We start from the raw sequence: 25588 nt of genomic DNA on the forward strand, positions 1-25588 counted from the left end.
GCCCCGGGAACGGCCTAGTGGAACAGCGCCCGTACGTCGTCCGCGTCGATCCCGGTGCCCACCGCACCCTCGCCGGAGAAGACGGAGGCGAAGAGCTCGGCCTTGCGAGCCTTCAACGCCATCACCTTCTCCTCGATGGTCTGCGCGGCGACCAACCGGTAGACCATCACCGGGCGGTCCTGGCCGATCCGGTGGGCGCGGTCGACGGCCTGGTTCTCCGCAGCCGGGTTCCACCACGGGTCCAGCACGAAGACATAGTCGGCTTCGGTCAGCGTCAGCCCGACCCCGCCAGCCTTGAGACTGATCAGGAACGCGTCGCCGTCGCCGGCCTTGAACGCATCGATCTCGGCACCCCGGTTGCGGGTGGCACCGTCGAGGTAGCGCGAGGTCAGGCCCTCGGCCTCCAACCGGGTGCGGGCGCGTTTGAGGAAGCCGGTGAACTGGCTGAAGACCAGGGCCCGGTGTCCTTCGGCCGCCAACTCGACGAGGTGCTCGACCAGCACGTCCAGCTTGGCCGAGCCGACCCCTTCGTGGGCCTCGTCGAGGAGCGCCGGGTCGAGGCTGAGCTGGCGCAGACGGGTCAGGGCGCTGAAGATCGCCATCCGATTGTTGTCGAAGTCGTCGACGAGGCCCAGGATCGACTGGCGTTCCTTCTGCAGCCACGTGTCGTAGAGCTTCTGGTGCTTCTCGTTGAGGGTGACCTCCAGGACCTGCTCCTGCTTGGGGGGCAGATCGGAGGCGACGAGGTCCTTGGTGCGGCGCAGTACGAAGGGTCGGATCCGTGCCCGGAATCGCTCCAGCACGGCCTGGTCGCCCTGCCTCTCGATCGGTCGGGCCACCTGCTCGAGAAATCTCTGCGGCCACGGGTAGAGCCCGGGGGCGGCCACCGAGAGCAGTGACCACAGCTCCATGAGACGGTTCTCGAACGGGGTTCCGGTCACCACGAGCCGGAACGGAGTGTCGAGGGTCCTGATGGCTTGGTAGGTCTTGCTCTGGTGGTTCTTGATCGCCTGCGCCTCGTCCAGGACCAGCCCACCCCACGCACGGCTGCTGTAGGCGTCCGCCTCGAGCCTGAAGAGGGTGTACGAGGTGACGACCAGGTCAGCACCCGCCACGGCATCGGCGAAGGACTCGCTGCGCCGAGCGGCGGAGGCGTCGATGACGCGTACGGTCAGTCCCGGGGTGTGGCGGGCCACCTCGCTGGCCCACGCGGTCATCACACTGGTCGGGGCGACGACCAGGAACGGAGCCGCTCCGTGGGCGCGGGCGTGGCTGATCAACGCGAGCGTCTGCAGGGTCTTGCCCAACCCCATGTCGTCGGCCAGGATCCCGCCGAGCCCGAGCTGCCAGAGGTGGACCAGCCAGCGCACTCCCTCGAGCTGGTACGGACGCAGGGTGCTGGTCAGCCCCACCGGATCGACGTGCGGCAACGTCTCGTGACCGATCAGCGCCCGGGCGGCCTCCACCCACTTCGCGGCCTGCGCGTCGACCACACCGAGCTCGGCTAGCTCGGCCCACGTGCTCAGGTCGCGCTGGGCCACCCGCAGTCCGTCGTCGCGCCCGGCGCGGATCTCCGCGGCGGCGGCCACCAACTCGGCGAGTCGGCGGAACTCCGGGCGGTCAGTGCTCAGGTGCAGTCCGGTGGGCAGCACGAGGCGGGGTTGTCCCATGGTCAGGGCAGCCAGCACCTCCGACAGCGGCACCTGTTGGCCGTCGATGCCGATCACCACCTGGAGATCGAGCCAGTCGGTGGATCCGTCCGGATCAGGCTCCTCGATGGTGGTGAACTCGATGGTGGGGGCCTCCACTGCAGCGCGGAAGTCAGGGCGTTCACCGGTCTCGACCACGTCGATCCCGTCGTGCTCCAGCAGACCCGGCAGATCGTCGTTGACGAAGTCGAGCGCGGCCAGGTCGCCCAACGAGACACGCGGTTGCAGGTGCGTCCAGTCGGTGGCCGCGGCGAACAGGACGCGTTCGGTGACGGGACGGCGTACGGCGGGGGCCCGCTCGCTGCTGTCGATTCCAAACGTGGAATCGGTGGAACCGGCGTAGCGCCACTGCCAAGCGACCTCAGCAGTCACGCCCGTCCAGCCCACCACGACCTCCAGGCGCGGCGGATGCTCCTCGGGGAGCGCCAGCGATCCGTCGGAGGAGGTGATGGGCACCTGCTGTCGCAGTCGCGGCAGGTAGTCGGCCTCGAACGCGGCGCGATCAGCAGTGGGTACGGCGATCGTGTCACCGCGCTGGTGCAGTCGGAGCAGCGACTCCGGCAACCTGCGCTGCAACGGTGCCAGCACCAGACGCAACTTCGGGTGGAGGGCGGTGGAGTTGCTCCGGGTGGGGGCGATCAGGGCCGCGGTGTGGGGTTGGCGGCCGAGCAGCAACAAGTCGTCGCGGGTGCGGAACTCGTCGTCGAACCAGACGCCCAGCCGCAGGTCCGTGCCGTCCGAGGCCGCGACGACGTCGAGCACGGCCTCGACCGGGTCAGCGGCGACCTCGACGCTGGAGAGGCGCTCGCCCCCGAGCAGCGGGATGCCGGCTTCCTGGGCCTCGAGCAGCAGTGCGGGGAGTTGTGGCCCGATCGTGGTGAGGTCCAGTACGTCGCGGGGGACCCCGCCGGGGACGGCGCGGAGGAAGCGGCTCAGGACCGCCAGCTGGTCGAGGTCGTGGACCTCGTCGTACTGCGCAGCCTCGACGACTGCCCAGGTGATGCCGGTCTTGATCCAGTTGTTGCGGGCGCCCTGCCGCATCGGCCGCAGCCAGAGCCGTTGGCCGGCCTCGGGGTGGAGGCGGTAGCGGCGACGACTCGGCACCGGGATCTCGAACTGCAGGGCCAACTTCTTGCGCGGCCCTGACTCAGTCGCTGACCCAGTTGCTGACTCCTCGAGCGGTGCCAGGAGTTGGTCCAGGCTGCGTTGCCACAGTGGAGCCACCTCCACCGGCTGCAGTGACTGGGCCGAACGCACCACATGGACCAGCGCAGCAGCGTGCTTGCAGTGCAGGGCGACCGGACAGTCACACCGGGCGCTGATACCGGACTCGTTGATCCAGACCTCGGCGCGGTAGGGGGCACGCCTGCTGCCGGTCACGAGACCGGTGATCTCCAGTGACCCGTCGTCAGGTTCGGCCAACTCGGCGGAGAGCACGCGGCGCGAAGCCGCGTAGGAGCGTCCGCGAGCGATCGTGCCGGGGTCGAAGGCAGCGAAGAGCATCGCATCGCTGATCGTCACCCTTCGCACGTCGTCAAGGCTGCCACAGGAGAGTGATCGTGGTTCAGTCGGACGGCCCGCTGGCCGCGCGGATCCGTTGGAAGTTGCGGCCGCCTCTGGCGAACGCGGCCAGGACCGCGGGGGGAGCCACGGCTGCCGTCACGTCGCGGTCGAGCCAGTCACAGGCGCGTACGTGCACCAGGTCCGCCTCGAAGGCCGCCTCCGTGCCGTCGAAACGCCACTGACCGGTGAATTCGCCGCGGTGGAAGAGTCCGTCCTCGTCCACCGTCCAGACGTGCGCGCCGGCGGGGAGGGCCATGAACCGCTCCAGACGCCGAGCCACGCGTTCCCCGTGCTCGTGATCGACCGCCAGAACGGCGGCCAGGGCGGTGTCAGGAGCCTGCGTCAGCCGCCCCCCGACACCGCAGAGACCGAGGTCGAGGGCGCGCCGGACCCCAGCCCACCGGTCGACGGTGTCGTCGCGGGACCACATCGGCGCCCGGTGGACGTCAATCACCCGCACCCGCTGGGGGCGCGCACCCGGTGCGGCGAGAGCTGTCTAGGAGATGACGGCGTCAATGGTCTTCTTCAGGGCGCTCGGCTGGGACGGGCGACGGGGAGCGGTCTTCTGCGCCTCCAGCATCTCGGCCCCCATCCGCTGCAGCTCGTTGCGCCCGAGTCCTTCACGGACCTTCGGGAACCACTCGTCCTCCTCCTCCTCGATGTGGTGGCGCACGTTCTCGATGAGGACCATGGTCTTGGCGTCGAAGCGCTCGTCCTCCGGCTTCATCATCGACAGCTCCATGACGAGCACGTCGGCCACGTGATGCTCCTCGTACGACTCCAGGACGTCGTCCTCGAGCTCGGGCAGGGCCGCACGGACCTGGGGGTACATGACTTCGTTCTCGATGTAGGTGTGCACGGTGAGCAGTTCGATCATCTTCTCGACCAGTTTGCCCTTGGTCTTGTAGGCGTTGGGGCCGGCCTCCTCGAACTCCTTGAAGGTGCTGAGGATCTGCTTGTGGTCGTCCTTCAGCAGGACGATGGCGTCGGTGGACATGGAGCCTCCTGGAGCGTTGAACGGATCGTGAGCGGCGCCGGTGGACGTGCCCCTCGCTGGGTGCCCGCTCCCGGGGACCCCGAAACGTCGGTGGACACCCTGGGGAAGCAGGTGTGCTGGGCCGCCGGCATGGGTACTGCACGGGGGACGACCCCAACGGCAGCGGAGGAACCATGGCACTCACCTCACTCTGGGAGACCGGTCACACCCCTCGGGCGGAGCGCGCCGAGGTGCGCGACGGGCACTGGGAGGTCGCCGTGGTGGGCGGTGGCATCACGGGCCTGGCGGCAGCGGTGCTGCTGGCCCGAGCCGGCCGCTCCGTGGCACTCTTCGAAGGTCGTCGCCTCGGCGCCGGGAGCACTGGCCGCAGCACGGCCAAGCTGAGCCTGCTCCAGGGCACTCGTCTCTCCGAGATCGCACGTCTGCATTCGAGCTCCGTGCTGCGTGACTACGTCTCGGCCAACCGGGCAGGGCAGGCGTGGGTGCGCGAATTCTGTGCCGACAGCGGTGTCGAGCTGCAGACCCGCTCGGCCTACACGTACGCCAACACGACCGTGGGGGAGCGACGGCTGCGAGAAGAGCTGTCCGCCGCCACGGTCGGCGGGCTCCACCCCCAGTGGCTCGACGAGGTGGGGTTGCCCTTCGCGACCCAGGGCGCCATCCGTCTGGACGATCAGTTGCAGGTGGATCCCCTCGACCTGGTGGACGCGCTCGCTGCGGAGGCACTGACCCTGGGCGTCCAGATCTTCGAGGAGGCCCGGGTCACCGGGGTGGGGATCACGGCGCCCTACCGGCTCCAGATCGACGCTGACGGCGGTGCCGGTGAGGGGGCCGATGCTGACGCAGTCGATGTCACCGCCGACCGGGTGGTGCTGGCCACCAACCTGCCGATCCTCGACCGGGGTGCCTTCTTCGCCCGCGCCTCGCCCGCCCGCTCGTACGCGCTCGCCTTCCGGACCCCGGCCCTGGCGGTCGACGGGATGTATCTCTCGGCGGATGAGCCCTCCCGCTCACTGCGCGACTCCCCGTCACCGCAGGGCCCGGTGTTGCTCGTGGGCGGCAACGGTCACCGCACGGGCGCCAAGGTCTCCGAGCAGTCCCGCATCGACGAGTTGCGCGACTGGACCCACCAGCACTTCCCGGGGGCGGAGGAGACCCACGCCTGGTCGGCCCAGGACCAGGTGCCGCACCGCGGTCTTCCGTACGCCGGTCCCGTGCTCCCTGCGACGTCCGGGATCCTGGCGGCCGGCGGTTTCGCCAAGTGGGGCATGACCAACGGGGTCGCGGCCGCGATCGCCCTGGTCGGCGAGATGGTCGGGGCTCCGCCGCGCTGGTCAGGTGTCTACCGCTCGTGGACCCCACGCGAACTGCGCTCGGCCCACAAACTGGCGGCCGCGAACCTCAAGGTGGGCCTTGAGTTGGCCGAAGGATGGTTGCGGCCACTCGTGGGCGCGGGGGGCGCCACGGGCCAGGAGGGGTACGTCTCCCGTGAGGGCGCGCACCTGGTCGCGACCTCCGCGGTCGACGGTCACACCGAGCGGGTCAGCGCGGTCTGCACCCACCTCGGTGGTGTGGTCAGGTGGAACGACGCCGAACGCAGTTGGGACTGCCCACTGCACGGCTCCCGCTTCGCGCCCGACGGATCGGTCCTGGAGGCGCCGGCCACCTGTGGGCTGCGCAAAGCCTGAGAGGGCGGGCGTCGTCTGCATCGTGGTGACCAACCTGGCTGGCGGGCTGGGTCTCACGACGGTGCTGGCGAAGCGGTGGGGCCTCCCGGAGGACTGACCCCACCGCTCCACCCGTGTCAACAGACTTCAGGGCCGGGTGGGGCCCTTGCTGTCGCTTGCGGTGGACCCCATCGGGTCGCTGTCCCCGTGGTCCTCCGAGCCGTTGGACAGGCTTGCACCCGGGGCGGTGCTCAGGGTGCCGCCGCCCTGCGGCCCCGGGACCGGGGAGCTCGCTGCTGAACCGGCCCGGAGGGCCTTGACCTTGCGTTGCAGGAGTTCACGCCGGGACTTGGAGGCGAGCAGGGCGCCCACCCCGGCACCGGCCAGGAGCATGAGTTTCTTGAACATTGGCGTTCCTTTGCTGGTGGTTGATCAGCCCGCGACCGGGAACCGGTCCCAGGCGCGGTGCAACTTCATCTCCGAGGTGAGGTCCGCGAAGACTGCCTCGGCGGTGTCGCCGGTCACGACGCCGGAGGCCCCGACGTAGCCGGCGGCCTCGAGGACGTCGACGCCCGCGCCCCAGGCACCGATGGCCTTGGCGTGTCGGAAGCACTCGTCCACCAACAGGGACACCCGCGGGTCGACACCCGGCGCCCCGGGAGCTCCGGCCTTGGCGTCGCGGTGCGGCTGCGCGTCCGGAGCCGGCACGGGCGCGCCGGCGATCAGCACTGCATCGAACTCGACTGAACGCGCGGTGGCGAACGTCCGCTGAATCGGCATCCCCTCGACAGTGCCACCGTGGGGAGCGATGATCAGCGGCACCATCTTGGCGGCGAAGACCGCCGAACGGAGCTCCGCCAGACCGTCCAGTGAGCCGGCGGGGTCCACGACGATGCCGACCATGCGCCCGTCGATCGGCCACGCCTCACCGACCTGGGAGAGCGCCGGGCTGGGCTCGGGGTCGACGAGGGAGATCGTCGGCTCCGGGGCGGGCAGCCCGAGACCCGTGGCGACCTCGGAGCACAGGCGGGGATCGATGTTGGCCAGGCTCTGGAGCTGACGCTCCTTGATCGTCTCCTCGTAGCACTTGCCCAGCTCGAAGGTGTACGCGCGGATGATGTGCTCCTGCTCGACCGGCGACATGCTCAGCCAGAAGAGTCGGGCCTGGCTGTAGTGGTCGTCGAAGGAGGCCGACAGCGCTCGCACCTTCTGGGCAGCGGGCACGGTGACCGGCAGGTCCGCGAAGGCGCTCTCGTCAGCGCCCGCGAAGAACGGGCAACCACCGTCGAGGGTGTTGGGCTTGTACGGTGCCGCGCCGCTGTGCACCGCGTGTTGGTGGAAGCCGTCGCGCAGCATGTCGTTGACCGGCGCATGGGGCCGGTTGATCGGGATCTGCGAGAAGTTCGGGCCACCCAGGCGGGTCAACTGCGTGTCCAGGTAGGAGAAGAGCCGGGTCTGCAGCAGCGGGTCGTCGGTGACGTCGATGCCGGGCGGCAGGTGACCGACGTGGAAGGCCACCTGCTCGGTCTCGGCGAAGAAGTTCGTCGGGTTGCCGGTCAGCACCATCATCCCGATCGGCTGCACCGGGGCGAGCTCCTCGGGCACCATCTTCGTCGGGTCGAGCAGGTCGATCCCTTCAAAGCTCTGCTCCGGGTTGTCCGGGAACACCTGGACCCCCAGCTCCCACGCCGGGTAGGCACCGGACTCGATGGCGTCGTAGAGGTCCCGGCGGTGGAAGTCGGGGTCGATGCCGTTGATCAACTGCGCCTCCTCCCAGACCAGGGAGTGCACACCGAGACGCGGCTTCCAGTGGAACTTGACCAAGGAGGTCTCGCCCTCGTCGTTGACGAAACGGAACGTGTGGACCCCGAAGCCCTCCATGGTGCGGTAGGAGCGCGGAATGCCCCGGTCGGACATGTTCCACATGGTGTGGTGCTGGGCCTCGGTGTGCAGCGAGACGAAGTCCCAGAAGGTGTCGTGGGCGCTCTGGGCCTGCGGGATCTCACGGTCCGGGTGGGGCTTTCCGGCGTGGATGACGTCAGGGAACTTGATGCCGTCCTGGATGAAGAAGACCGGCATGTTGTTGGCCACCAGGTCGAAGGTGCCCTCCTCGGTGTAGAACTTCGTCGCGAAGCCGCGGGTGTCGCGCACCGTGTCGGCCGAGCCGCGCGATCCCAGCACCGTGGAGAAGCGTACGAAGACGTCGGTCTGCTTCCCCTCGGCCAGGAAGCCGGCCTTGGTGAGGGCGCTGGCGGTGCCGTACCCGACGAAGACGCCGTGGGCGCCGGCCCCGCGGGCGTGGACCACCCGCTCGGGGATGCGTTCGTGGTCGAAGTGGGTGATCTTCTCGCGCAGGTGGTGGTCCTGGAGGAGCGTCGGGCCTCGCTCGCCGGCCTTCAGCGAGTGGTCACTGTCGCGCAGACGCGTCCCCTGGGAGGTGGTGAGGTAGGCACCGTGCTGGGTGCGGTCCTCGCTCGGGTCGCCGCCGGTGGCGGTACGCAGGGCAGGGGCGGCCTGGTCATCGCGCGGGGGGAGCGGGGGGCGCGGCTCAGTGGGCTCCTCCAGTGAGGGGCGCTCCGGAGCCGGGGCTCCGGGAGTGGGCGGGTCAGGCGTCTCCTTCACGGCATCAGCGATGCCTCCTACGATTCGTTCGAACGTGTCCTGAGCCAGCTTCTTCGGGTCCACGGGTCTTCCTTTCGCGTCTGGGGTTGGCTTCCGGTACCCCCGTGCCGTCAGGCCCAACCCCCTTCGGACACGTTGTCTCGGCGGACTCCATGATTCGCCCCGCATACTGGGGCACATGTCCGCCATCGATCCTGAGTCCTCCCGCGAAGTCGACGTCCTGGACTCGTTCCGAGGACTGGCGGTGCATGGAGATCCGGAGGACCCGCGCGCGAGGGCGCGGGAGGTGCACCGGCAGCTGTCGACGTTCCTGATGGAGTACAAGTTCGCGCTCGACGAGGTCGAGGTGAAGATCAACATCCTGCGCGAGGAGTTCGAGCTCGACCACGACTACAGCCCGATCGAGCACGTGAAGTCACGGCTCAAGTCGTTGGAGAGCCTCGCCGAGAAGGTCAACCGAACCAACTGCCCCAGCGACCTGGGCGTGATCCGCGAGCAGATCCGCGACATCGCCGGGATCCGGGTCACGACTGCCTTCGTCGAGGACACCTACCGTTTCGCGGAGATGCTGATCCGCCAACGTGACGTGACCGTCCTGGCCCGCAAGGACTACATCGCGACCCCCAAGTCGAACGGATACCAGAGCCTCCACCTGGTGATCGCCGTGCCGGTCTTCCTGTCCGACCGCACGGTCCAGGTGCCTGTCGAGGTGCAGATCCGCACCATCGCCATGGACTTCTGGGCGAGCGTCGAGCACCGCATCTACTACAAGTACGACGGACAGGTCCCCGAGCACCTGACCGAGACGTTGCTGAAGGTCGCTGGCACGGCTGCTGACCTGGACGCCCAGATGGAGAGGCTGCGCGACGAGATCGGGACGTTGGCCAGCGACCCCGTGGAGCCGCGCGTGACGAAGGATTGAAATTTCGCTGGTCGGGTATCGAAGTCACACCCCCGACCACCAGGAGTCAGTGATGACCGAGAACGTGCAGGACACCGCCCCCACCCAGGCGCGCAACGACCGTCGAGTCGCCGTGCTCGTCGCGTCGGAGGGCATCGAGCAGATCGAATTGACCTCTCCCTGGCAGGCCCTCGAGGAGGCCGGCTACGAGCCGGTCCTGATCTCCACGGAGGCCGGAGAGGTCCAGGCGTACAACCACCTCGACGCCGCCGACACCTTCACCGCCGAGCACGCGGTGGCCGACGTTGACCCCGACGACTACGCCGGCCTGCTGCTCCCGGGTGGGGTGGCCAACCCGGACGCGCTGCGGATGGACGAGGGCGCGGTCGACTTCGTACGCCGATTCGTCGACGCGGACCGGCCCGTCGCGGCGATCTGCCACGCGATCTGGCTGTTGGTGGAGGCTGACGTCGTGCGGGGTCGCCGGGTCACGTCGTGGCCCAGCCTGGCCACCGACGTACGCAACGCCGGCGGTGAGTGGCAGGACAGCGAGGTGGTGCGCGACCGCCACCTCGTCACCAGCCGCAAGCCCGACGACCTGCCGGCCTTCAACGCCGCACTCCTCGACGTCCTCGCGGGGGACGAGGCCGCATGAGCACCAAGTTCGGATACTTCCTCTCGGCCGAGGAGTACGGTCCGGCCGAACTGGTCGAGCAGGCCAGGCTCGCCGAGGAGGCGGGCTTCGACAGTCTCTGGATCAGCGACCACTTCCACCCATGGAACGACGAGCAGGGTGAGAGCCCGTTCGTGTGGTCGGTGATCGGCGCGATCTCCCAGGTCTGCTCGCTGCCGTTGACCACCGCCGTCACCTGCCCGACCTTCCGGATAGACCCCGTGATCATCGCCCAGGCGGCGGCGACGAGCGCGGTGATGCTGAAGGGAAGATTCATCCTCGGTGTCGGCTCGGGCGAAGCGCTCAACGAGCACGTCCTGGGCCAGGGATGGCCCAGCGCCCAGGTCCGCCTGCAGATGCTCGAGGAGGCCGTCGACGTGATGCGGGAGTTGTGGCAGGGCGACCTCGTCACGCGCCAGGGCGAGTACTACACCGTCGACTCTGCCCGCATCTACACGTTGCCCGACTCGCCGCCCCCCGTCTACATCTCGGGTTTCGGTCCGCGGGCGACCGATCTCGCGGCACGGATCGGGGATGGTTACGTCAACACCTCTCCCGATGCCGAACTCGTCAACCGCTTCAAGGAAGGCTCCGGTGGCAAGCCGGCTCAGGGTGGCGTCAAGGTCGCCTGGGCTCCCACCGAGGACGAGGGTGTGGAGCACGCCCACCGACTCTGGAGGACCAGCGGACTTCCCGGCGAGCTGGCGCAGGTGCTTCCCTCCCCCCGGCACTTCGAACAGGCGGCCGACCTGGTCACCCCGGAGATGACGCGTGAGTCGCAGGTCTGCGGACCCGACGTGGACCGACATGTCCAGGCGATGACCGAGTACGTCGACGCTGGCTACGACGAGGTGTACGTCGCCAACATGGGTCCGCACTGGCGCGAGATGATCCGCGCCTACGGGGAAGAGGTGCTGCCCAGACTCCGCTGAGGGCTTGTGCGATCACCATCCCTGAGTAGGTTGAGTCCGAGCCAACTGTTCCCTCTCGGGGAGGTCGCCCATGGCCCTTGCGCGATCCGCACCACTGGACAACCCGTACGACCACCTGCCCCGCGACGAGCGCAGGGTGCTGACAGCCAATTTGCTTGCTCGGGCCGCCCGAGCGCTCGGCAGTGAACGTCGCGCCCTCCTCGACGAGGTCGTCCTAGTCAACATGGCGGTGGCGAGCAGCATCGCGTCGCGCTACCGCTCTCGTGGCATCCCCGTCGACGATCTCCAACAGGTGGCCCATGCGGCACTGGTGCGAGCCGTGCGGCGCTTCGACGTCGGGCATCACCGAGAGCTGCTCGCGTACGCCGTCCCGAGCATCCGGGGCGAGCTGATGCACCACTTCCGCGACGCGGGATGGGTGGTGCGCCCACCGCGTCGGGTGCAGGAGATCCAGGCGAGGGTGCTCGCTGAGCGAGATCTGATGCGGGGTGGCGCGGCCGGGCCAGTGACCACCCAGGGTCTCGCCGCCCGACTCGAGGTCCCGGAGCAGGACGTCGAGGAAGCGCTGAGGGCCCAGGGCTGCTATCGGCCGGCGTCCCTCGACGTGCCCGCTCAGCGCTCCGGGACCATGACAGTGGGGGAGACGCTCGCCGAGTCGAGCGCGCTCGGCACCTTGGAGGCGGCTGAGGCCAGGGTGATGCTGTGGCCGCTCCTCGCGAGCCTCACCACCCGTGAGCGCCGGCTCCTGCACCTACGATTCACGCGCGATCTCAGTCAGCAGCAGATCGCACTCGAGCTGGGTGTCACCCAGACCCAGATCTCCCGCCTGCTCGCCAAGGTGCTGCGCGACCTCCGTACACGACTGGGCGAGGTCCCCCTGGTGGAGGACCTCGCCGAGTCGGTGAGGTTGGCGGGAGGCGACTAGAGGACGACGATGCCGACCACGAGCATGGCCAGCAGCGCCACCACCAGAACGGCGATGAAGGTGGTCACGAAGACGGGCCCACCCCCACTGTCGGTCGGGTCCACGTCAGCGGCTGCCTCGTGCGCTGCGTCGTGTCCGTCCGGCTGCTTGGGGTTGTTCGCCTGGGCGGAGTCGCCGCCGAGGTCAGGAGTCGGCTTCTCATTCGGCTCGTTGGTCATGGCTCTGCGATACCCATCCTCGGGGGAATTCATGCATGCAGCCTCGACTGGATCGTCGGCCGTGGGATTCGAACACCGTCAACCGGGTATGGCCGAAGGGGCAAACTCGAACTGAGGAGGACCCATGGCGAAGCAGAAGGCGTCGACCGACCCCGGACCGAGCGTGAAGGACGCCGAGCTCTACGAGAGCCTGCGCGACGACGGAGCCAGCAAGCAGAAGGCAGCGCGGATCGCCAACGCCGCAGCCGCCAGCTCACGCTCCGAGGTCGGGCGCCGTGGCGGCGAGTCGCGGGCGTACGAGGAGTGGACCGTCGCAGAGTTGAGGGAGCGTGCTCGCGAGGTGGGCATCGACGGCCGGTCCTCGATGCGCAAGGGAGAGCTCGTGGAGGCCCTGCGCGACCACTGACGAAGGTCGGGCAGGATGGCCCGTGTGACCTTCTCGCCCCTCATCTGCGTCGTCGGTGGGTACGGTGTCGTCGGGTCGCACATCTGCCGACTGCTGGCGAGCCGGCACCCGCAGGCACGGATCGTCGTGGCCGGCCACGACATGCAGAAGGCCGGGCTGCTGGCGCGCGCATTGCCGCACGGGCGGCCATGGGCGCTCGAGGTGGGGGACGACGACCCATTGGCCGGGCTCGAGGAGGACGAGGTCCCAGACGTGCTCGTCATGGCCACCCTCGACCCGGACGACCATGTGCTGCGCGCTGCCGCACGCCGTGGCATCCCCGTGCTGGACCTCACCCGGAGCCTCGACCGGATCGACGACGCCCGTGAAGTGCTCGCCGACGTCGATGAGCTGATCCGCTTCGTCGCCGCCTCCGGCTGGATGGCCGGCGCCGCCGCCGTGACGGTCGCTGCCCACGTCAGGCCGGACGAACCGGCCGAGCAGGTGGAGATCGACATCCTGATGGTGGTGGCGGACGCTCTGGGGCCCGAGACAGCGACCAGGTTCGTCGACGCGCACAAGTCCTTCGCGATCTGGATCGAGGGCCGCCCCCGTCTGGTGCGCGGGCTCGCAGGTCCGCGCCGATTCCGGTTCAGTGGCGACCGCATCGTGCGGACGCGTCTGGTCTCCAGCCCCGAGCAGGAGACCTTGGTCGCCCACCGACTCAGCAACGGCGTCACGGTCCGACTGGCGGTCGCGGAGGTGGCGACCCACGTGGGTTTCTCGGTGCTCGTCGGCACCAAGATCTGGTCCTGCCTACCCAGGGCGACCCGCCGCAGGATGCTGCAGCGACTGACCACGGGACAGGGTGAGCACCCGCATGAGTTCTGGGTCTCCATCGTCCGCCCTGCGGGCGGGGACCACCGGGTGGCGCAGATCCGTGTCGTGGACCCACACGGTCAACGGCACCTGGCGGCGGCCAGCGCGGTCAGTCAGGTGGAACGGTTGCTCGGCTGGAACGGCCGGGCGGTGCCCCCGGTCGGGGTGAGTCTCCCGGAGTCGGCCCCGGATGCGGTGCGCGACGTCGAGGCGATGGCCCAGATGGGCGTACGTTTCGACGTCACCCTGCACTGAGGGTCGCCCCAGAGGAATCAGTCAGGAGAATCAGCCAGGGACAATCAGTCGGGCAACCCGCCACGCCAGCCCATCGCCCTGGAGACGAGGTCGGCGGTCGCCATCACGTGGACTGCGTGCAGGGACCGGATGTCGGCGTTCATCCGCTCTGTCGGTCCGCAGACCGAGATGGCGCCGACGGAGTGGCCATCGACGTCGAACACGGGGGCGGCGACCGAGGCAGCCCCCTGGTGGCGCTCGCCACTCGAGCTGCTCCAACCCTGTCGACGGACCTCCTGCAACTGCTCCCGGAGCACTGCGGCGTCGATCGCGAGGTCGTCGGGGACCGAGAGGTCGCCCGCGAGACATGCTTCGATGACGTCGGCGGGCTGGAAGGCCAGGATGCACCGCCCCGAGCTGCCGAGGTGCAGCGGAAAACGACGGCCGATCTCCACCGTCATCTTGATCTCACTGGGTGACTCGACCTGAGCGATGAACGCGCGTACGTCGCCGACCAGGGCCGAGAGGGTGGAGGTCTCACCCGTTGCCCGCTGAAGCGAGGGCAGCAACGGCTGGGCAGAGACTCGGATCGAGGAGGCGCGCAGGGCCCGAGCGCCGAGGGTGGTGGAAGCGGGGCCGAGCCGGTACCCACGCCCGCCGACGCCCGGGCTGAGGACTCCGCGGTCGACGAACGTGGTGATGATCCGGTGCACCACGGCCTTCGACAGATCCAGTCGGCGCGCGATCTCGGAGATCCCGAGGACGTCGCTCTCCTCGGTGAAGAGAAGAAGGACGTCAGTGGCCCGGGCGACCGACGTGGTCGCCCCCTGCGGGACAGTCACCTGCATTTCAAGAGCCTCCTCCCTCAAGGCCGTTCCGTTGAGCGAAACGACCGTGCCGCGACACTGCGTCACGCCTCCGCCCTCAGCAGACCACAAAAACTGATCCTCCGGAACCCCTTGCACGCTCAACATCAGACAATTACTGTATGCCTCAGTGATTGTTTGGGGGGAACCAAACAAAGCTTCTCTGCAGTGGGAGAAGCAGCACGCATCTGATGTTCCGTTAGGCGAAACGCAAGAAGCTCGCCGCCGCGGGGCATCTGATCGCTTCGACCCCCAGCAGTCAGGAGACGCATCGATGAGTTCCACAGGTCCGGACCTGGTGGTGGCAGGCGCCGGAGGTGGCCTCGTGGCCGCGCTCCGAGCAGCGCAGCACGGGCTCTCGGTCCTCGTCGTGGAGGCGAGCGAACACTTTCGGCGGGGCAACAACACCGCCATCTCGACGGCGATGATTCCCGGCGTCGGCTCGCGGTGGCAGAGGCACGCCGACGTCGACGACTCGATCGAGCGATTCGTCTCCGACGTACGCACCAAGACGAAGGGCGCGGCCGACCTGGAGTTGGCAGCTGCTCTCGCTGAGGTCAGTGCCCCGATGGTGGAGTGGCTGGCTGACCACCTCGGTTTCCCGCTCACGCTGGTCACCGACTTCCAGTACCCCGGCCACACCGCCCACCGCTGCCACACCATCGAGGGACGCCACGGCAGTGTCCTGCTGGAGCGTCTCGTCAAGGCAGTCGAGGCCGATGACCGCATCGACATGTTGGTGCCGGCCCGACTCAGCGACGTCCTGGTCGACGAGGGTGGCGCGGTCAGCGGCGTCGTGATCACGATGCCCGACGGCACCACCGAGGAGATCGACTGTGGCGCCGTGCTGCTCGCCACCAACGGATACGCCGGTGCGCCCACGTTGGTGGCCGAGCACCTGCCGGAGATCGCCGGGGCCCGCTACCACGGCAGCGAGCACTCCCGCGGTGACGCGCTGCGGATCGGCGCCGGCCTCGGCGCCGCCAGCGCCTACCTCGACGCCTACCAGGGCCACGCCGCGCTCTCCAAGCTGGCCAACACCCTGGTCGGCTGGGCCACCGTCATGCATGGCGGGATCGTCGTCAACGTGCTCGGCGAGCGTTTCGGCGACGAGACAGCCGGCTACTCCGAGTTCGCGCCGGCCCTCGCCGCGCAGCCTGACTCCGAGGGTTGGATCGTCATCGACAGTGAGATCCATGAGCGGTGCCTCGCCTTCACCGACTACGTGCAGACCGTCGAGAGCGGTGCTCTCGTGTGGGGTGACACGGTCGCTGACCTGGCGGCCGCGATGAAGGTCCCTGTCGAGGCGCTGGCCGACGAGCTCTCCGATCTGGGTGCGTTCGCGAGCGGTGACAAGTCGGACCGCTTCGGGCGTACTTCCTTCGACCACGTGCTGGCCGGGCGTCTTGCTGCGGTGAAGATCGTCCCTGCGCTGTTCCACACCCAGGGCGGGTTGGTGGTCGACGCGAACGCCCGGGTCCTGCGCCCGGACCGCGCACCCATCGCAGGGTTGTACGCCTCCGGTGGCGCGGCCAACGGCATCTCGGGCCACGGCGCCAGCGGCTACCTCGCGGGCAACGGACTGCTCCCAGCCCTCGGCCTGGCCTACCTGGCGGCTGACGACGTGGCGCGGCGCCGGACCTGACCCCCACCCCCGTTTCCCCCACCTTCGGGTTCCCCCACCCGGATCCCCAGACAACCAGGAAAGGAGACCTCCATGGACATGGATCTGCGGCAGCGCCGACGAGCCAGCCTGGAGTTCCTCGGGTCGGTCCAGCACTTCGCCGGCCGTACCCTCCAGTCGGCCGCGGCCGCCCAGTACGAGGCCGCGGTCCCCGCGCCGCCGGACTCCCTCGACGAGCGCCGTGAATCGGTGCACTCGACCCTCGACGGCAGCAGCGTCTGGGAGTTCGACAGGTTCCTGACCCGCTGGGTCGCCGAGGAGATCTACGTCCGGGCACTCCCCGCGATCGAGGAGATCCGTGGGGGAGTGGAGAAGTGGCTCGACGTCGCCCGCCCCAGCGGCACGCTGACCCTCGACCCCGACCTGGTCCCGCCCGCCTACTGGGAGCACGGTTTCCACCTGGCCCCCGGCGGCTGGGACGGACACGACCTGATGGGACCGGCGATCTCCGAGCTGGTCTTCGCCTACGTGCTGACCCCCGGCGGCGTCGGTGCGGTGCGCGCCGGGGAGAACCTCAACGACCAGCGCAGCCAGGTCGCCGGCGAGACCCGGCGTACGGACTACGAGCACGTGGTCGAGCTCGGCGCCAGCAGCGGTCGCTTCACCTTCGCCCTGCGTCGCCGCCTGCCCGACGCGCGGATCACCGCTGTCGAGCTGTCGGAGTCGGCACTGCGCCACGCGCACGCCCTGTCGGCCGACAAGGGGGCCCGCATCGACTGGTGGCAGGGCGCGGCGGAGGACACCAAGCTCGAGTCCGGCAGCGCCGACCTCGTGGCCTGCTACACCCTGCTCCACGAGTGCCCTGCCGAGGTCAACCTCCAGATCTTGGCCGAGGCGTTCCGACTCCTCGAGCCCGGCGGCGACCTGATGATCAGCGAGATCGCGCCCTACGAGCACCAGAACGCCTTCCGCGCGGTCGTCCTCGACTGGGAGACCGAGAACCGTGGCGAGCCGTACTGGCGTGAGGTCATGGCCCTCGACCTCCACCGGGCGCTCGCGGACGCGGGCTTCGTCGACATCGAGTCCTACGGCGTGGGAGGTGGCGTCTACCCCTGGGTCACCCGCGCCACCAAGCCCGCCGCCTGACCTCCACAAGAGAAGGAGACATCCCATGACCGGTGGAGACGTCCCGAACCGCCCCCACTACCTCGGCTCCGACCGGCTCGATGATCTGGCTCGGATGATCACCGAACTCACCTCAGAGCTCTGGATCCTCAAGGACCGCAACATGGTGCTCGAGAAACTGCTTGCAGAGGCCGGGGTGGTGACCGTCGAGTCGATCGACTCCTACCAGCCCGACGCCGAGACCGCAGCTCACATTGCCGCGGAACGCAGCGCCCTGGCGGCCCGCATCTTCGGAGCCGTCCTCCCCAACGACCAGAGGCTGGAACGCGAGCTCGGCACGGTCCATCCCTGATCAGCACCACCAGTACGTGTGCACCACAACCCCCACTGACCTGCACTGACAACCCGAGGACACACCATGACCCCCACCCCGAAGAGTTCGCGTCGTTTCCGGCTCGCGGCCGCCGCCGTCGCCGTCACCCTGAGTGCCTCCCTGCTGACCGCGTGCGGTGGCGACTCGGACTCCGGTTCGTCCGACACCGACAAGCTTGTCGTCGGGACCACCATCTCGCTCGGCCAGATCGACCCGATGGCCATGCAGTACAAGACGGTCCAGCACAACGTCTTCGACGGTCTCGTCCGTGTGGACTCCGAGGGCAAGGTCGAGCCTCGTCTCGCCACCGAGTGGACCGCGGTCGACGACACGACCTGGGACTTCACCCTGCGTGAGGGTGTGACCTTCCACGACGGCTCCGAGGTCACCGCTGAGGACGTCGTGTACTCGTTCACCGAGCCCAAGAAGTTGCAGTCCCTCGCCTCCACCCTGATCTTCTCGATCACCGGCGTCGAGGCCATCGACGAGAAGACCGTACGCATCACCACCGCTGAGCCCGACCCGCTCGTCCTGAAGTCGATCGGGCAGATTTCCATCGTCCCGAAGGCGATCTACTCCGACCTCGGTCCTGAGGGCTTCTCGAAGGCCCCTGTCGGCACGGGCCCCTACACGGTGAAGGCCATCGACGGTGACCAGAAGGTCACCCTCGAGGCGTACGACGAGTTCTGGGACGAGAAGGCCAGGACCAAGACCGTCGAGGTCCAGTACTTCGCTGACGGCAACGCCCTGGCCACCGCCTTCGAGTCTGGGCAGGTCGAGGTCGCGCACGAGCTTCCCCCGACCGCGCTGAAGACCCTCGAGGGCAACTCCGACTTCGTCGTGGAGTCGGGCTACGCGGGGAACCAGAACATGATCACCTTCAACTCCACGAAGGGCGTGTTCGCCGACGAGGCCGCGCGTGAGGCGGCCAACCAGGCTGTCGACGCCGAGGCACTCATCGAGGCCCTCACCTACGGCAAGGGTCTGCTCGAGGACGGCCAGCTCCCGATCGAGGGCATCTTCGGGTACTCCTCCGACATCACCCGCCCCGCCTTCGACCTCGACGCCGCGAAGGCAGCCGTCAAGGCCGCTGGTGTCGAGGGCGCCAAGATCAAGGTCGCCGGCCCGTCGCTGTACAAGCCGCTGCTCGAGGCCGTCGCCGCGCAGCTCGCGGAGGCCGGTTTCGAGCCCACCGTGGATGCACTGGAGATCTCGGTGTGGCTCGAGGGCCTGCGCAACGGCTCCGACGCGGACGTCTTCTACAAGGGCGTCTCCGACATGGGCTACTTCGACGCCGACCGTTCGCTGTCCCAGTTGGCCCGCGGCGACAACGCCATGGTCAAGGACGCCAGGTTCGATGAGCTGTACTCCGCACAGCGCACCGAGATGGACGCGGACAAGCGTGCCGACGCCATCACCGAGGTCAGCAAGTACGTGGCGGACCAGGACCTGGTGCTGTGGACGTACGGCCGCCCGAGCGTCAACGCCCACGCCGACGAGGTCTCCGGACTCTCGTTCGACTCCGGCCTGATGCTCCTGCTCGACGACGCCGCCAAGAACTGACGCGCGTCTCTCTCCTCGATCCGAAAGGCACGCCATGAGCACGGTCTCCGCCCAGAGCGACACCCGCACTCCCGGGCAGCGCATCGACCAGCGAGGTCGCGCCGAACTCGAGTTCGTCGTGGCTCTGCGGACCGGCATGACCAGCGCCCTGCGCAGCCAGGTGCGCCGTCGGATCGAGGAGAGCGGTGTCCTCGACCGAGACACCGTAGACACCTCTGACATCGTCTCCGTACGTGAGGCGGTCGACCCGCTGGTCGAGGCCTCCGCAGCCCACCGGTTCCAGGCAGCCACGCTGCGCTGGAGCCGTGAGATCTCGACCGCCCGCGGGGTGCAGGCCTTCGACCGCAGCCGTGAGCGCCTCGAGACCCTCGCCGTCCCCTCGTCGCCGGTGGAGGACTTCACCGGCGGCGAGGTCCCGCGCTACTGGTCGTACGAGTTCCACGCGACCGAGGGAGGTTGGGACGGTCACGAGCACATGGGGTTCGTGCACCACGAGATGGTGTACCACTACCTCCTGACCAAGATCTACGGAGGCGGTGGCGACATCTTCGCGCTGCGCCGCGCGTTCGCCGACCGAGCCCCGGCGCAGGCCTACCGGTCAATCGTCGACCTGGGTTGCGGCACCGGTCAGTACACGCTGAAGCTGGCCGAGGCGTACCCGGACGCCAGGATCACCGCGCTCGACCTCTCGCAGTCCGAGCTGAACTACGCGAAGAGGCGCAGTGAGGATGCCGGACTGGACATCGCCTTCCGTCGCGCGGCCGCCGAGAAGACGGGGTTGGCGGACGGCTCGGCCGACCTGGTCACCTCCTACATCCTGCTCCACGAGATGCCGCCCCACGCCATCCGGTCGGTCTTCGACGAGGCCTTCCGCCTCCTCGAGCCGGGTGGTCACGTCCACTTCGGCGACGTCGGTGCGTACGCGGGCAGGTCCGGCTACGACGCCTGGAACGACGACTGGGACGCCGAGCACGGCAACGAGCCGTGGTGGCGCCTGGCGGCGACCACCGACATCGCCCAGATCGCGCGTGAGGCCGGCTTCGTCGACGTCGAGCGTTACGAACTCCTGCCGGGCGGTCACCCGATGGGCACAACCGCCCGCAAGCCTGAGGAGGCCTGATGGCCAGCACTCTCACCCCCACCCCCAGCCCCGGCCGCGTCGCCCACCGCGTGCCGCCAGCTGTCTCGCTGGAGGACGTGACGGTCACTCTGCCGCGCGCCAGCGGAGACCTGCAGATCCTGCACGGCGTCTCCTTCAAGGTGCCTGCCGGGTCGGTGGTGGCCCTGGCCGGTGAGTCCGGCTCGGGCAAGTCGACCGCGGCCCTCTCCCTGATGCGGCTGCTGCCGTGGGGAGCCGAGGTCGGTGGTCGCATCATGGCGGGTGATCGTGACGTCGCGGCCATGAGCAAGGAGGAGTTGCGGCTGTTCCGGAGCAAGGAGGCCCGCATCATCCTGCAGGACCCGTGGTCCTCGCTGCACCCGATGAAGTCCGTCGGCTCGCAGCTCATCGAGTCCGCGCGTGCGTCCGACCCGGCGCTGAGCAAGGCGCAGGCGCGCGAACTCGCCGTCGAGACGATGAAGCGGGTGCACATCCCTGACCCGAAGAGCCGACTCAAGGCCTACCCGCACGAGATGTCGGGCGGTCAGCTGCAGCGGGTGCTGATCGCGATGGCGCTGGTCGCCAGGCCGACGCTGCTGGTGTGTGACGAGCCGACCACCGCGCTCGACGTCTCCACCCAGGCCCAGATCCTCGAGCTCTTGCGTGAGCTCAACCGTGAGATGGGCCTGACGATCGTCATCGCCACGCACGACCTGGACGTGATCGCCGGCCTGGCCGACCGTCTGGTCGTCATGTACGCCGGCCGGGTCGTCGAGGAGGGGCCCACCGCTCAGGTGATGGCGAACCCGCAGCACCCCTACACGTGGGCGCTGCTGGCAACCGCGCCCAAGCACAACAGGGGCGAGCGGATGCTCACCATCGAGGGTCGTCCTCCGGCGCTCGACGCGCTTCCGCCGGGTTGTTCCTTCGCCGAGCGGTGCGAGTTCACCACCGCGAGGTGCCTCGAGACCCGTCCCGAGCTGGTCCTGGTGGACGAGCCCAGTCGACACCGCACCGCCTGTCTGCGTGTGCAGGCCGACCAGAGCGTGAGCGAGGAGGTCCGATGAGCACGCCCCCGATCATCCGCACGGGCAAGACAGCGGTCGACCCGACCGACGTGGTCCTGGAGCTGGACGAGGTCGTCCAGACGTTCCACGGCAAGGGCGGTCTCAAGGTCCACGCCGTCAACGGGGTCTCCTTGAAGATCGCCCGGGGTGAGACCCTGGGCCTCGTCGGCGAGTCCGGCAGCGGCAAGACCACCGTGGGGCGGGCAGCGCTGCGCCTCTACACCCCGACCTCGGGGAGGATCACCTTCGAGGGCGCGGACGTCTCGCGGGTCAAGGGTCGCAAGCTGCGCCGGATACTGCGCCGTCGCTCGTCGATGGTCTTCCAGAACCCGAGCACTTCGCTCAACGGCTACATGCGCCTGGGAGAGATCCTGCGCGAGCCGCTGGACGTGCACAGGGTCGGCACCCCGGCCGAGCGCAAGCGGAAGGTCGAGGAGATCCTCGACGTCATCGGTCTGGATGCTGCGTACGCCCAGCGCTACCCGCACGAGCTCTCCGGGGGTCAGCGCCAGCGTGTGGGTATCGCGCGGGCCCTGATGCTTGATCCGTCCCTGATCGTGGCCGACGAGCCGACCGCCTCACTCGACGTCTCGGTGCAGGCCCAGATCGTCAACCTGCTCGAGGACATCCAGGCCGAACGTGGCCTGGCCTACCTCTTCATCACCCACGACCTGGCTCTGGTCCGTCGCATCAGCCACCGGATCGCGGTCATGTACCTGGGGCGCATCGTCGAGCTGGGGGCCGCCGAGGACGTCTTCGCTCGACCCCAGCACCCCTACACGGCGTCCCTGGCGTCGATGGAGCTGACGCCCGAGCACCAGATCATCCCCGAGGGCGAACTCCCGTCCCCGGCCAACCCGCCGCCGGGTTGTTCGTTCCACCAGCGCTGTCCCATCGCCCGCCCGCAGTGTGCGAGAGAACGCCCGGAGCTGACGGAGGTCGCCGACGTGGTGTCGGGGCAGCCCCGCTCCTTCGCCTGCCACTTCCCGGGTGAGCTCACGCTGGCTCTGGCCGACGAGCGCGTCGTCACCGTCCCTCCGCCCCTTCCCGTCGTCCCGGCCCTCGCGGCCCGTTAGGAGGAACCCATGCCCGGCCATGCACAGGACCACCCCCGGTATCTCGACAGCGCCATCGACGTCGACACCCTCTACCGGATGCTGCTCGAGGTCACGTCCGAGCTCTCCGTCACCCGTGATCGACTGATCCTGGTCGAGTCGCTCCTCGTGGACAAGGGGCTCTTGGACGACGCGTCGATCGAGCTGGCCGCCTTCGCCCCCGAGACCGCGGCCAGACTCGACCGGGAGCGCAAGCTCCTCGTGTCCCGTCTGGCGGCCAGCGTCCAGGACTCCGCCCCGGGCGCAGTCGTTCCGGACGGTGGGTAGACGTTGATGAACATCCTCCGCTTCCTGTTCTGGAAGGCCGTGCTGCTGCTGATCGTGCTGGTCGGTGTCACCACGCTCATGTTCTTCCTGACCCGCGCCACCGGTGACCCGGCCGTGCTCATGTCGCCGCCCGAGGCGAGCGACGCGGTCATCGAGGCGACCCGTCAGCGGCTGGGCCTGGATCGGCCGCTGCTCGTGCAGTTCTGGGAGACCCTGGTCAACACGTTCACCCTGGACTGGGGTTCTTCGTACGCGCTCGGTTCCGAGGTCCGCCCGTTGGTGATGGACCGCCTGGTCCCGAGCCTGTCGCTGGTCGTTCCCGCGCTGGTCCTGGCGGCTGCACTGGCCGGTGTCATCGGCACCTACGCCGCGCTGCACCAGGCGGACGTACGGGGCCGCTTCCTGATGGGCGCCGCCTTTGTCCTGGACGGCATCCCCTACTTCCTCATCGCCCTGGTGCTCGTGCTGGTCCTGGCAATCCAGATGGGTGTCCTTCCCGCCACGGGCGGCGACGGGGGAGTGGCACTGGTGATCCCGATCGCTGTGCTGACGATCCAAGGGTTCGCGACGCTGTCGCGGCTGACCCGGGGACAGTTGATCGACTCCCTGAGCCAGGGCCCGGTCACGATGGCCAAGTCGAAGGGGTTGCCCGCTCGCACCGTGCTGTTCCAGCACGCGGTGCCGCTCGCGCTGCCTCCGCTCATCGCCTACCTGGGCATCCTCTTCTCGTTCATGATCGGCTCACTCCTGATCCTCGAGTCGATGCTCAACTACCCGGGTCTGGGCCAACTCCTCGTGCGAGCGGTGAACCAGCGTGACTTCCCGATCGTCCAGGCCGCGGTGATCGTCATTGCCGTCCTGATCACCCTGGTCAACATCGTCATGGACACGATCGTCAGGGTCCTCGACCCCCGTCTGCGAACGAAGGTGTCCTGATGAACAACGACCACAACCAGCCTCCCGCTGAGGCGGGCAAGGCACACATGCCGTCCGTCGTGACCGAGGGCGATCCGTGGGGGTCCGTCCCCACCGTGGCCGGGATCGAGCCGCAGAACGCCGGGGAAGCGATCCCGCGCAAGGCACCTGGGCGTCTCCGCGAGATCCTGCGCAAGGCGTGGGGCAATCCCTCGGGTCGCGTCGGATTCGTGCTGCTCGGCCTGCTGGTACTGGCTGCGGTGTTCGCCCCCTTGATCGCACCCCACGACCCGGTGGTGCAGACCCTGGCCGCGACCAACGAGGCACCGGTCTGGTTGGGGGGAGAGAGCGGGTACCTGTTGGGTGCTGACTCCCTGGGCCGCGACGTGCTGAGCCGCGTCCTGCACGGGCTACGTCTCTCGTTGCTCGTGGGCATCGTCGCCGCCACGGTCTCTGCTCTGCTCGGTCTGACGCTGGGGATCCTTGCCGGGTGGTACGAGGACACCTTGGGCAAGGTGCTGATGCGCCTGGCCGACATCCAGTTCGCCGTCCCGTTCGTCGCCGTCGGCATCGCGCTGACCGCGGCCCTGGGGCCGGGCCTCGGCCCGGTGCTGGTGATCCTCTCGGTGTGGGGCTGGACCACCTACGCGCGCACCATCGCCAACTCGGTCGCCCAGGTCAAGCGGGCCGACTTCGTGACCGCTGCTCGTACCCTGGGCGCGGGCACGGGACGGATCATGGTCAAGCACGTCGCGCCGAGCGTCCTGGCACCGGTCGTGGTGCTCTGGTCGACGAGCGCTGGCGTGCTCATCCTGGCTGAGTCGGGTCTGTCCCTGCTGGGCCTCGGTGTCCAGGCCCCCGGCTTCTCGTTGGGTTCGATGCTCTCCGACGGTCAGGTCGCGCTGCGACTGTCCTGGTGGGCGGTGCTCTTCCCGGGCACGGCACTGCTGCTGATCGTGCTTGCCTTCAACATGATCGGCGACGCCCTGCGCGACGCCTTCAACCCGTCCTCGTCGCTGGCGCCGAAGAACCCCGAACTCGTCTGAGTCGACGATGTCGTGCGCACCGGACCGGGCCGACTCAACTGAGGGCCGCGGAGATCCGCTGTCCGACGGTCCGGACCTTCTCGATGATCGTGGCACGAAGCGCGTCGTCGGTGCGGAAGACGGGGGCAGCGGTCCCGATGGCAGCCACCACGCTGTCCCCGACACGGATCGCGGCGGCACAGCCCCAGATGCCCTCGTCGACCTCCTCGAAGCTCTGGGTCCAACCCTCAGCACGGGTCACGTCCAGGGCGGCGGGAGTGAGGAGTTGGAGACGTTCAGGGCTCAGTCCAGGGCTGATGCTGTCCACGTACCGACGGCGCTCGGCGATCGGCATCGCCGAGAGCAGAATCCTGGAGAGGGAGCCGGCGTGCAGATCCATCGCCTGACCGCGGTCGAACTGCAGGCGTACCGGGCGTTGGGACTCCACCCGGTCGACGCAGTACGCGGACGTCCCTCCTCGGCGAGCGATCAGCACCGTCTCCCCGATCTCGTCGCGCAGCCTGGTCATCTCCGGCAGTGCGACCTCGGCGAGTGGGGCCTGGGCGGCCTCACACGCCCGGGAGAGGCCGAAGACGAGATCGGTCACGCGGTAGGTGTTGTGGGGAGCGCTGTCGAGCAGGCCGACCTCGCGCAGCAGGCCCACGTACCGGTAGGTCGAGGTGGTCGAGAGGCCGAGCTCGGCGGCGAGTTCGGCGACCGACCAGGTGGGCTGCTCCTCGGTGAAGAGCAGGAGCGTGTTGAGCAGTTTGCGACTGCTGCTGGCCCCGCTGACCCGGGGGGCGTTCTCGGATGAAGGCACTGGCTCCTCAGTTCTGCTGGTGGG

The 25588-nt window shown here is 68.8% G+C and carries 25 protein-coding genes; 17 read left to right on the forward strand and 8 right to left on the reverse strand.

Annotated elements, in window-relative coordinates; all coding sequences use genetic code 11:
* Positions 1-14 precede the first annotated feature (14 nt).
* The 3 genes from DNK52_RS14990 to DNK52_RS15000 are packed head-to-tail and all read right to left on the reverse strand — an operon-like array spanning position 15 to position 4269.
* Positions 15-3230: a DEAD/DEAH box helicase gene (locus DNK52_RS14990; protein WP_110241838.1), complete on the reverse strand. Its 3216-nt coding sequence runs from the start codon at positions 3228-3230 to the stop codon at positions 15-17.
* Between the two features lie 43 nt (positions 3231-3273).
* Complete coding sequence (locus DNK52_RS14995) at positions 3274-3726, reverse strand: GAF domain-containing protein (protein WP_204163569.1); 453 nt, start codon at positions 3724-3726, stop codon at positions 3274-3276.
* 42 nt (positions 3727-3768) lie between these two features.
* Entirely contained in the window at positions 3769-4269 is a 501-nt protein-coding gene (locus tag DNK52_RS15000; protein WP_110241840.1) for a hemerythrin domain-containing protein, read from the reverse strand.
* Between the two features lie 173 nt (positions 4270-4442).
* Between DNK52_RS15000 and DNK52_RS15005 the strand changes: the two genes are divergently transcribed.
* Complete coding sequence (locus DNK52_RS15005) at positions 4443-5957, forward strand: FAD-dependent oxidoreductase (RefSeq protein WP_110241841.1); 1515 nt, start codon at positions 4443-4445, stop codon at positions 5955-5957.
* Between the two features lie 126 nt (positions 5958-6083).
* On the opposite strand, the gene DNK52_RS15010 is transcribed toward DNK52_RS15005, so the two are convergent.
* Together DNK52_RS15010 and DNK52_RS15015 are read right to left on the reverse strand one after the other, a co-directional pair.
* A complete protein-coding gene (locus tag DNK52_RS15010; RefSeq protein ID WP_110241842.1) occupies positions 6084-6344 on the reverse strand; it encodes a hypothetical protein in 261 nt (86 codons plus the stop codon).
* A 24-nt stretch (positions 6345-6368) separates the two neighbouring features.
* Complete coding sequence (locus tag DNK52_RS15015) at positions 6369-8621, reverse strand: catalase (RefSeq protein WP_275426159.1); 2253 nt, start codon at positions 8619-8621, stop codon at positions 6369-6371.
* A 115-nt stretch (positions 8622-8736) separates the two neighbouring features.
* Here DNK52_RS15015 and DNK52_RS15020 point away from each other — a divergent pair, with 115 nt between their 5' ends.
* The 4 genes from DNK52_RS15020 to DNK52_RS15035 all read left to right on the forward strand — a co-directional run bounded on the left by DNK52_RS15020 (position 8737) and on the right by DNK52_RS15035 (position 11989).
* A complete protein-coding gene (locus DNK52_RS15020; protein WP_110241844.1) occupies positions 8737-9480 on the forward strand; it encodes a GTP pyrophosphokinase in 744 nt (247 codons plus the stop codon).
* Positions 9481-9532: 52 nt separating this feature from the next.
* Positions 9533-10114: a type 1 glutamine amidotransferase domain-containing protein gene (locus DNK52_RS15025; protein WP_110241845.1), complete on the forward strand. Its 582-nt coding sequence runs from the start codon at positions 9533-9535 to the stop codon at positions 10112-10114.
* The gene (locus DNK52_RS15030; protein ID WP_110241846.1) at positions 10111-11064 is read left to right on the forward strand and encodes an LLM class F420-dependent oxidoreductase; all 954 of its coding nucleotides are present in this window, start codon (positions 10111-10113) and stop codon (positions 11062-11064) included. Before DNK52_RS15025 ends, DNK52_RS15030 begins: the two co-directional genes overlap by 4 nt.
* A 70-nt stretch (positions 11065-11134) precedes the next feature.
* The gene (locus DNK52_RS15035) at positions 11135-11989 is read left to right on the forward strand and encodes a sigma-70 family RNA polymerase sigma factor (protein ID WP_110241847.1); all 855 of its coding nucleotides are present in this window, start codon (positions 11135-11137) and stop codon (positions 11987-11989) included.
* On the opposite strand, the gene DNK52_RS15040 is transcribed toward DNK52_RS15035, so the two are convergent.
* Positions 11986-12240: a hypothetical protein gene (locus DNK52_RS15040; RefSeq protein ID WP_162598799.1), complete on the reverse strand. Its 255-nt coding sequence runs from the start codon at positions 12238-12240 to the stop codon at positions 11986-11988. The genes DNK52_RS15035 and DNK52_RS15040 overlap by 4 nt on opposite strands.
* 91 nt (positions 12241-12331) lie before the next feature.
* On the opposite strand from DNK52_RS15040, the gene DNK52_RS15045 reads away from it, so the two are divergent.
* Positions 12332-12613, forward strand: coding sequence for a Rho termination factor N-terminal domain-containing protein (locus tag DNK52_RS15045; RefSeq protein ID WP_110241849.1), 282 nt, complete (start codon positions 12332-12334; stop codon positions 12611-12613).
* A gap of 24 nt (positions 12614-12637) precedes the next feature.
* Positions 12638-13726, forward strand: a complete 1089-nt coding sequence (locus DNK52_RS15050) for a saccharopine dehydrogenase family protein (protein ID WP_162598800.1) — start codon at positions 12638-12640, stop codon at positions 13724-13726.
* 44 nt (positions 13727-13770) lie between these two features.
* Here the strand turns inward: DNK52_RS15050 and DNK52_RS15055 are convergent, their stop codons facing one another.
* On the reverse strand, positions 13771-14553 hold the full coding sequence (locus DNK52_RS15055) for an IclR family transcriptional regulator (protein ID WP_110241851.1): 783 nt from the start codon (positions 14551-14553) through the stop codon (positions 13771-13773).
* 292 nt (positions 14554-14845) lie between these two features.
* Between DNK52_RS15055 and DNK52_RS15060 the strand changes: the two genes are divergently transcribed.
* The 10 genes from DNK52_RS15060 (at position 14846) to DNK52_RS15105 (ending at position 24765) form a co-directional block, all read left to right on the forward strand.
* The gene (locus DNK52_RS15060) at positions 14846-16216 is read left to right on the forward strand and encodes an FAD-dependent oxidoreductase (protein WP_110241852.1); all 1371 of its coding nucleotides are present in this window, start codon (positions 14846-14848) and stop codon (positions 16214-16216) included.
* A gap of 72 nt (positions 16217-16288) precedes the next feature.
* Positions 16289-17341 (forward strand): class I SAM-dependent methyltransferase, encoded by a 1053-nt coding sequence (locus tag DNK52_RS15065; protein ID WP_110241853.1) that lies wholly within the window; start codon positions 16289-16291, stop codon positions 17339-17341.
* A 25-nt stretch (positions 17342-17366) separates the two neighbouring features.
* Entirely contained in the window at positions 17367-17672 is a 306-nt protein-coding gene (locus tag DNK52_RS15070; protein ID WP_110241854.1) for a hypothetical protein, read from the forward strand.
* A gap of 66 nt (positions 17673-17738) precedes the next feature.
* Positions 17739-19256, forward strand: a complete 1518-nt coding sequence (locus tag DNK52_RS15075) for an ABC transporter substrate-binding protein (RefSeq protein ID WP_110241855.1) — start codon at positions 17739-17741, stop codon at positions 19254-19256.
* 34 nt (positions 19257-19290) lie between these two features.
* The gene (locus DNK52_RS15080; RefSeq protein WP_110241856.1) at positions 19291-20376 is read left to right on the forward strand and encodes a class I SAM-dependent methyltransferase; all 1086 of its coding nucleotides are present in this window, start codon (positions 19291-19293) and stop codon (positions 20374-20376) included.
* Positions 20376-21422, forward strand: a complete 1047-nt coding sequence (locus DNK52_RS15085) for an ABC transporter ATP-binding protein (protein ID WP_110241857.1) — start codon at positions 20376-20378, stop codon at positions 21420-21422. The genes DNK52_RS15080 and DNK52_RS15085 overlap by 1 nt, the downstream gene beginning before the upstream one ends.
* The gene (locus DNK52_RS15090; protein ID WP_110241858.1) at positions 21419-22498 is read left to right on the forward strand and encodes an ABC transporter ATP-binding protein; all 1080 of its coding nucleotides are present in this window, start codon (positions 21419-21421) and stop codon (positions 22496-22498) included. Before DNK52_RS15085 ends, DNK52_RS15090 begins: the two co-directional genes overlap by 4 nt.
* 9 nt (positions 22499-22507) lie before the next feature.
* On the forward strand, positions 22508-22804 hold the full coding sequence (locus DNK52_RS15095; RefSeq protein ID WP_110241859.1) for a hypothetical protein: 297 nt from the start codon (positions 22508-22510) through the stop codon (positions 22802-22804).
* A gap of 6 nt (positions 22805-22810) precedes the next feature.
* Positions 22811-23740, forward strand: a complete 930-nt coding sequence (locus DNK52_RS15100) for an ABC transporter permease (RefSeq protein ID WP_110241860.1) — start codon at positions 22811-22813, stop codon at positions 23738-23740.
* The gene (locus DNK52_RS15105) at positions 23740-24765 is read left to right on the forward strand and encodes an ABC transporter permease (protein ID WP_110241861.1); all 1026 of its coding nucleotides are present in this window, start codon (positions 23740-23742) and stop codon (positions 24763-24765) included. Before DNK52_RS15100 ends, DNK52_RS15105 begins: the two co-directional genes overlap by 1 nt.
* 34 nt (positions 24766-24799) lie before the next feature.
* Here DNK52_RS15105 and DNK52_RS15110 read toward each other — a convergent pair whose 3' ends face one another.
* Complete coding sequence (locus tag DNK52_RS15110) at positions 24800-25564, reverse strand: IclR family transcriptional regulator (protein ID WP_110241862.1); 765 nt, start codon at positions 25562-25564, stop codon at positions 24800-24802.
* Positions 25565-25588 lie beyond the last annotated feature (24 nt).

Source organism: Nocardioides gilvus, from assembly GCF_003194605.1.
Lineage (GTDB): Bacteria > Actinomycetota > Actinomycetes > Propionibacteriales > Nocardioidaceae > Nocardioides > Nocardioides gilvus.

Coding starts and splice junctions, on each gene's coding strand:
- DNK52_RS15000 (WP_110241840.1), bottom strand. CDS start 4,269: ATGTCCACCGACGCCATCGTCCTGCTGAAGGACGACCACAAGCAGATC.
- DNK52_RS15005 (WP_110241841.1), top strand. CDS start 4,443: ATGGCACTCACCTCACTCTGGGAGACCGGTCACACCCCTCGGGCGGAG.
- DNK52_RS15010 (WP_110241842.1), bottom strand. CDS start 6,344: ATGTTCAAGAAACTCATGCTCCTGGCCGGTGCCGGGGTGGGCGCCCTG.
- DNK52_RS15020 (WP_110241844.1), top strand. CDS start 8,737: ATGTCCGCCATCGATCCTGAGTCCTCCCGCGAAGTCGACGTCCTGGAC.
- DNK52_RS15025 (WP_110241845.1), top strand. CDS start 9,533: ATGACCGAGAACGTGCAGGACACCGCCCCCACCCAGGCGCGCAACGAC.
- DNK52_RS15030 (WP_110241846.1), top strand. CDS start 10,111: ATGAGCACCAAGTTCGGATACTTCCTCTCGGCCGAGGAGTACGGTCCG.
- DNK52_RS15035 (WP_110241847.1), top strand. CDS start 11,135: ATGGCCCTTGCGCGATCCGCACCACTGGACAACCCGTACGACCACCTG.
- DNK52_RS15040 (WP_162598799.1), bottom strand. CDS start 12,240: ATGAATTCCCCCGAGGATGGGTATCGCAGAGCCATGACCAACGAGCCG.
- DNK52_RS15045 (WP_110241849.1), top strand. CDS start 12,332: ATGGCGAAGCAGAAGGCGTCGACCGACCCCGGACCGAGCGTGAAGGAC.
- DNK52_RS15055 (WP_110241851.1), bottom strand. CDS start 14,553: ATGCAGGTGACTGTCCCGCAGGGGGCGACCACGTCGGTCGCCCGGGCC.
- DNK52_RS15060 (WP_110241852.1), top strand. CDS start 14,846: ATGAGTTCCACAGGTCCGGACCTGGTGGTGGCAGGCGCCGGAGGTGGC.
- DNK52_RS15065 (WP_110241853.1), top strand. CDS start 16,289: ATGGACATGGATCTGCGGCAGCGCCGACGAGCCAGCCTGGAGTTCCTC.
- DNK52_RS15070 (WP_110241854.1), top strand. CDS start 17,367: ATGACCGGTGGAGACGTCCCGAACCGCCCCCACTACCTCGGCTCCGAC.
- DNK52_RS15075 (WP_110241855.1), top strand. CDS start 17,739: ATGACCCCCACCCCGAAGAGTTCGCGTCGTTTCCGGCTCGCGGCCGCC.
- DNK52_RS15080 (WP_110241856.1), top strand. CDS start 19,291: ATGAGCACGGTCTCCGCCCAGAGCGACACCCGCACTCCCGGGCAGCGC.
- DNK52_RS15085 (WP_110241857.1), top strand. CDS start 20,376: ATGGCCAGCACTCTCACCCCCACCCCCAGCCCCGGCCGCGTCGCCCAC.
- DNK52_RS15090 (WP_110241858.1), top strand. CDS start 21,419: ATGAGCACGCCCCCGATCATCCGCACGGGCAAGACAGCGGTCGACCCG.
- DNK52_RS15095 (WP_110241859.1), top strand. CDS start 22,508: ATGCCCGGCCATGCACAGGACCACCCCCGGTATCTCGACAGCGCCATC.
- DNK52_RS15100 (WP_110241860.1), top strand. CDS start 22,811: ATGAACATCCTCCGCTTCCTGTTCTGGAAGGCCGTGCTGCTGCTGATC.
- DNK52_RS15105 (WP_110241861.1), top strand. CDS start 23,740: ATGAACAACGACCACAACCAGCCTCCCGCTGAGGCGGGCAAGGCACAC.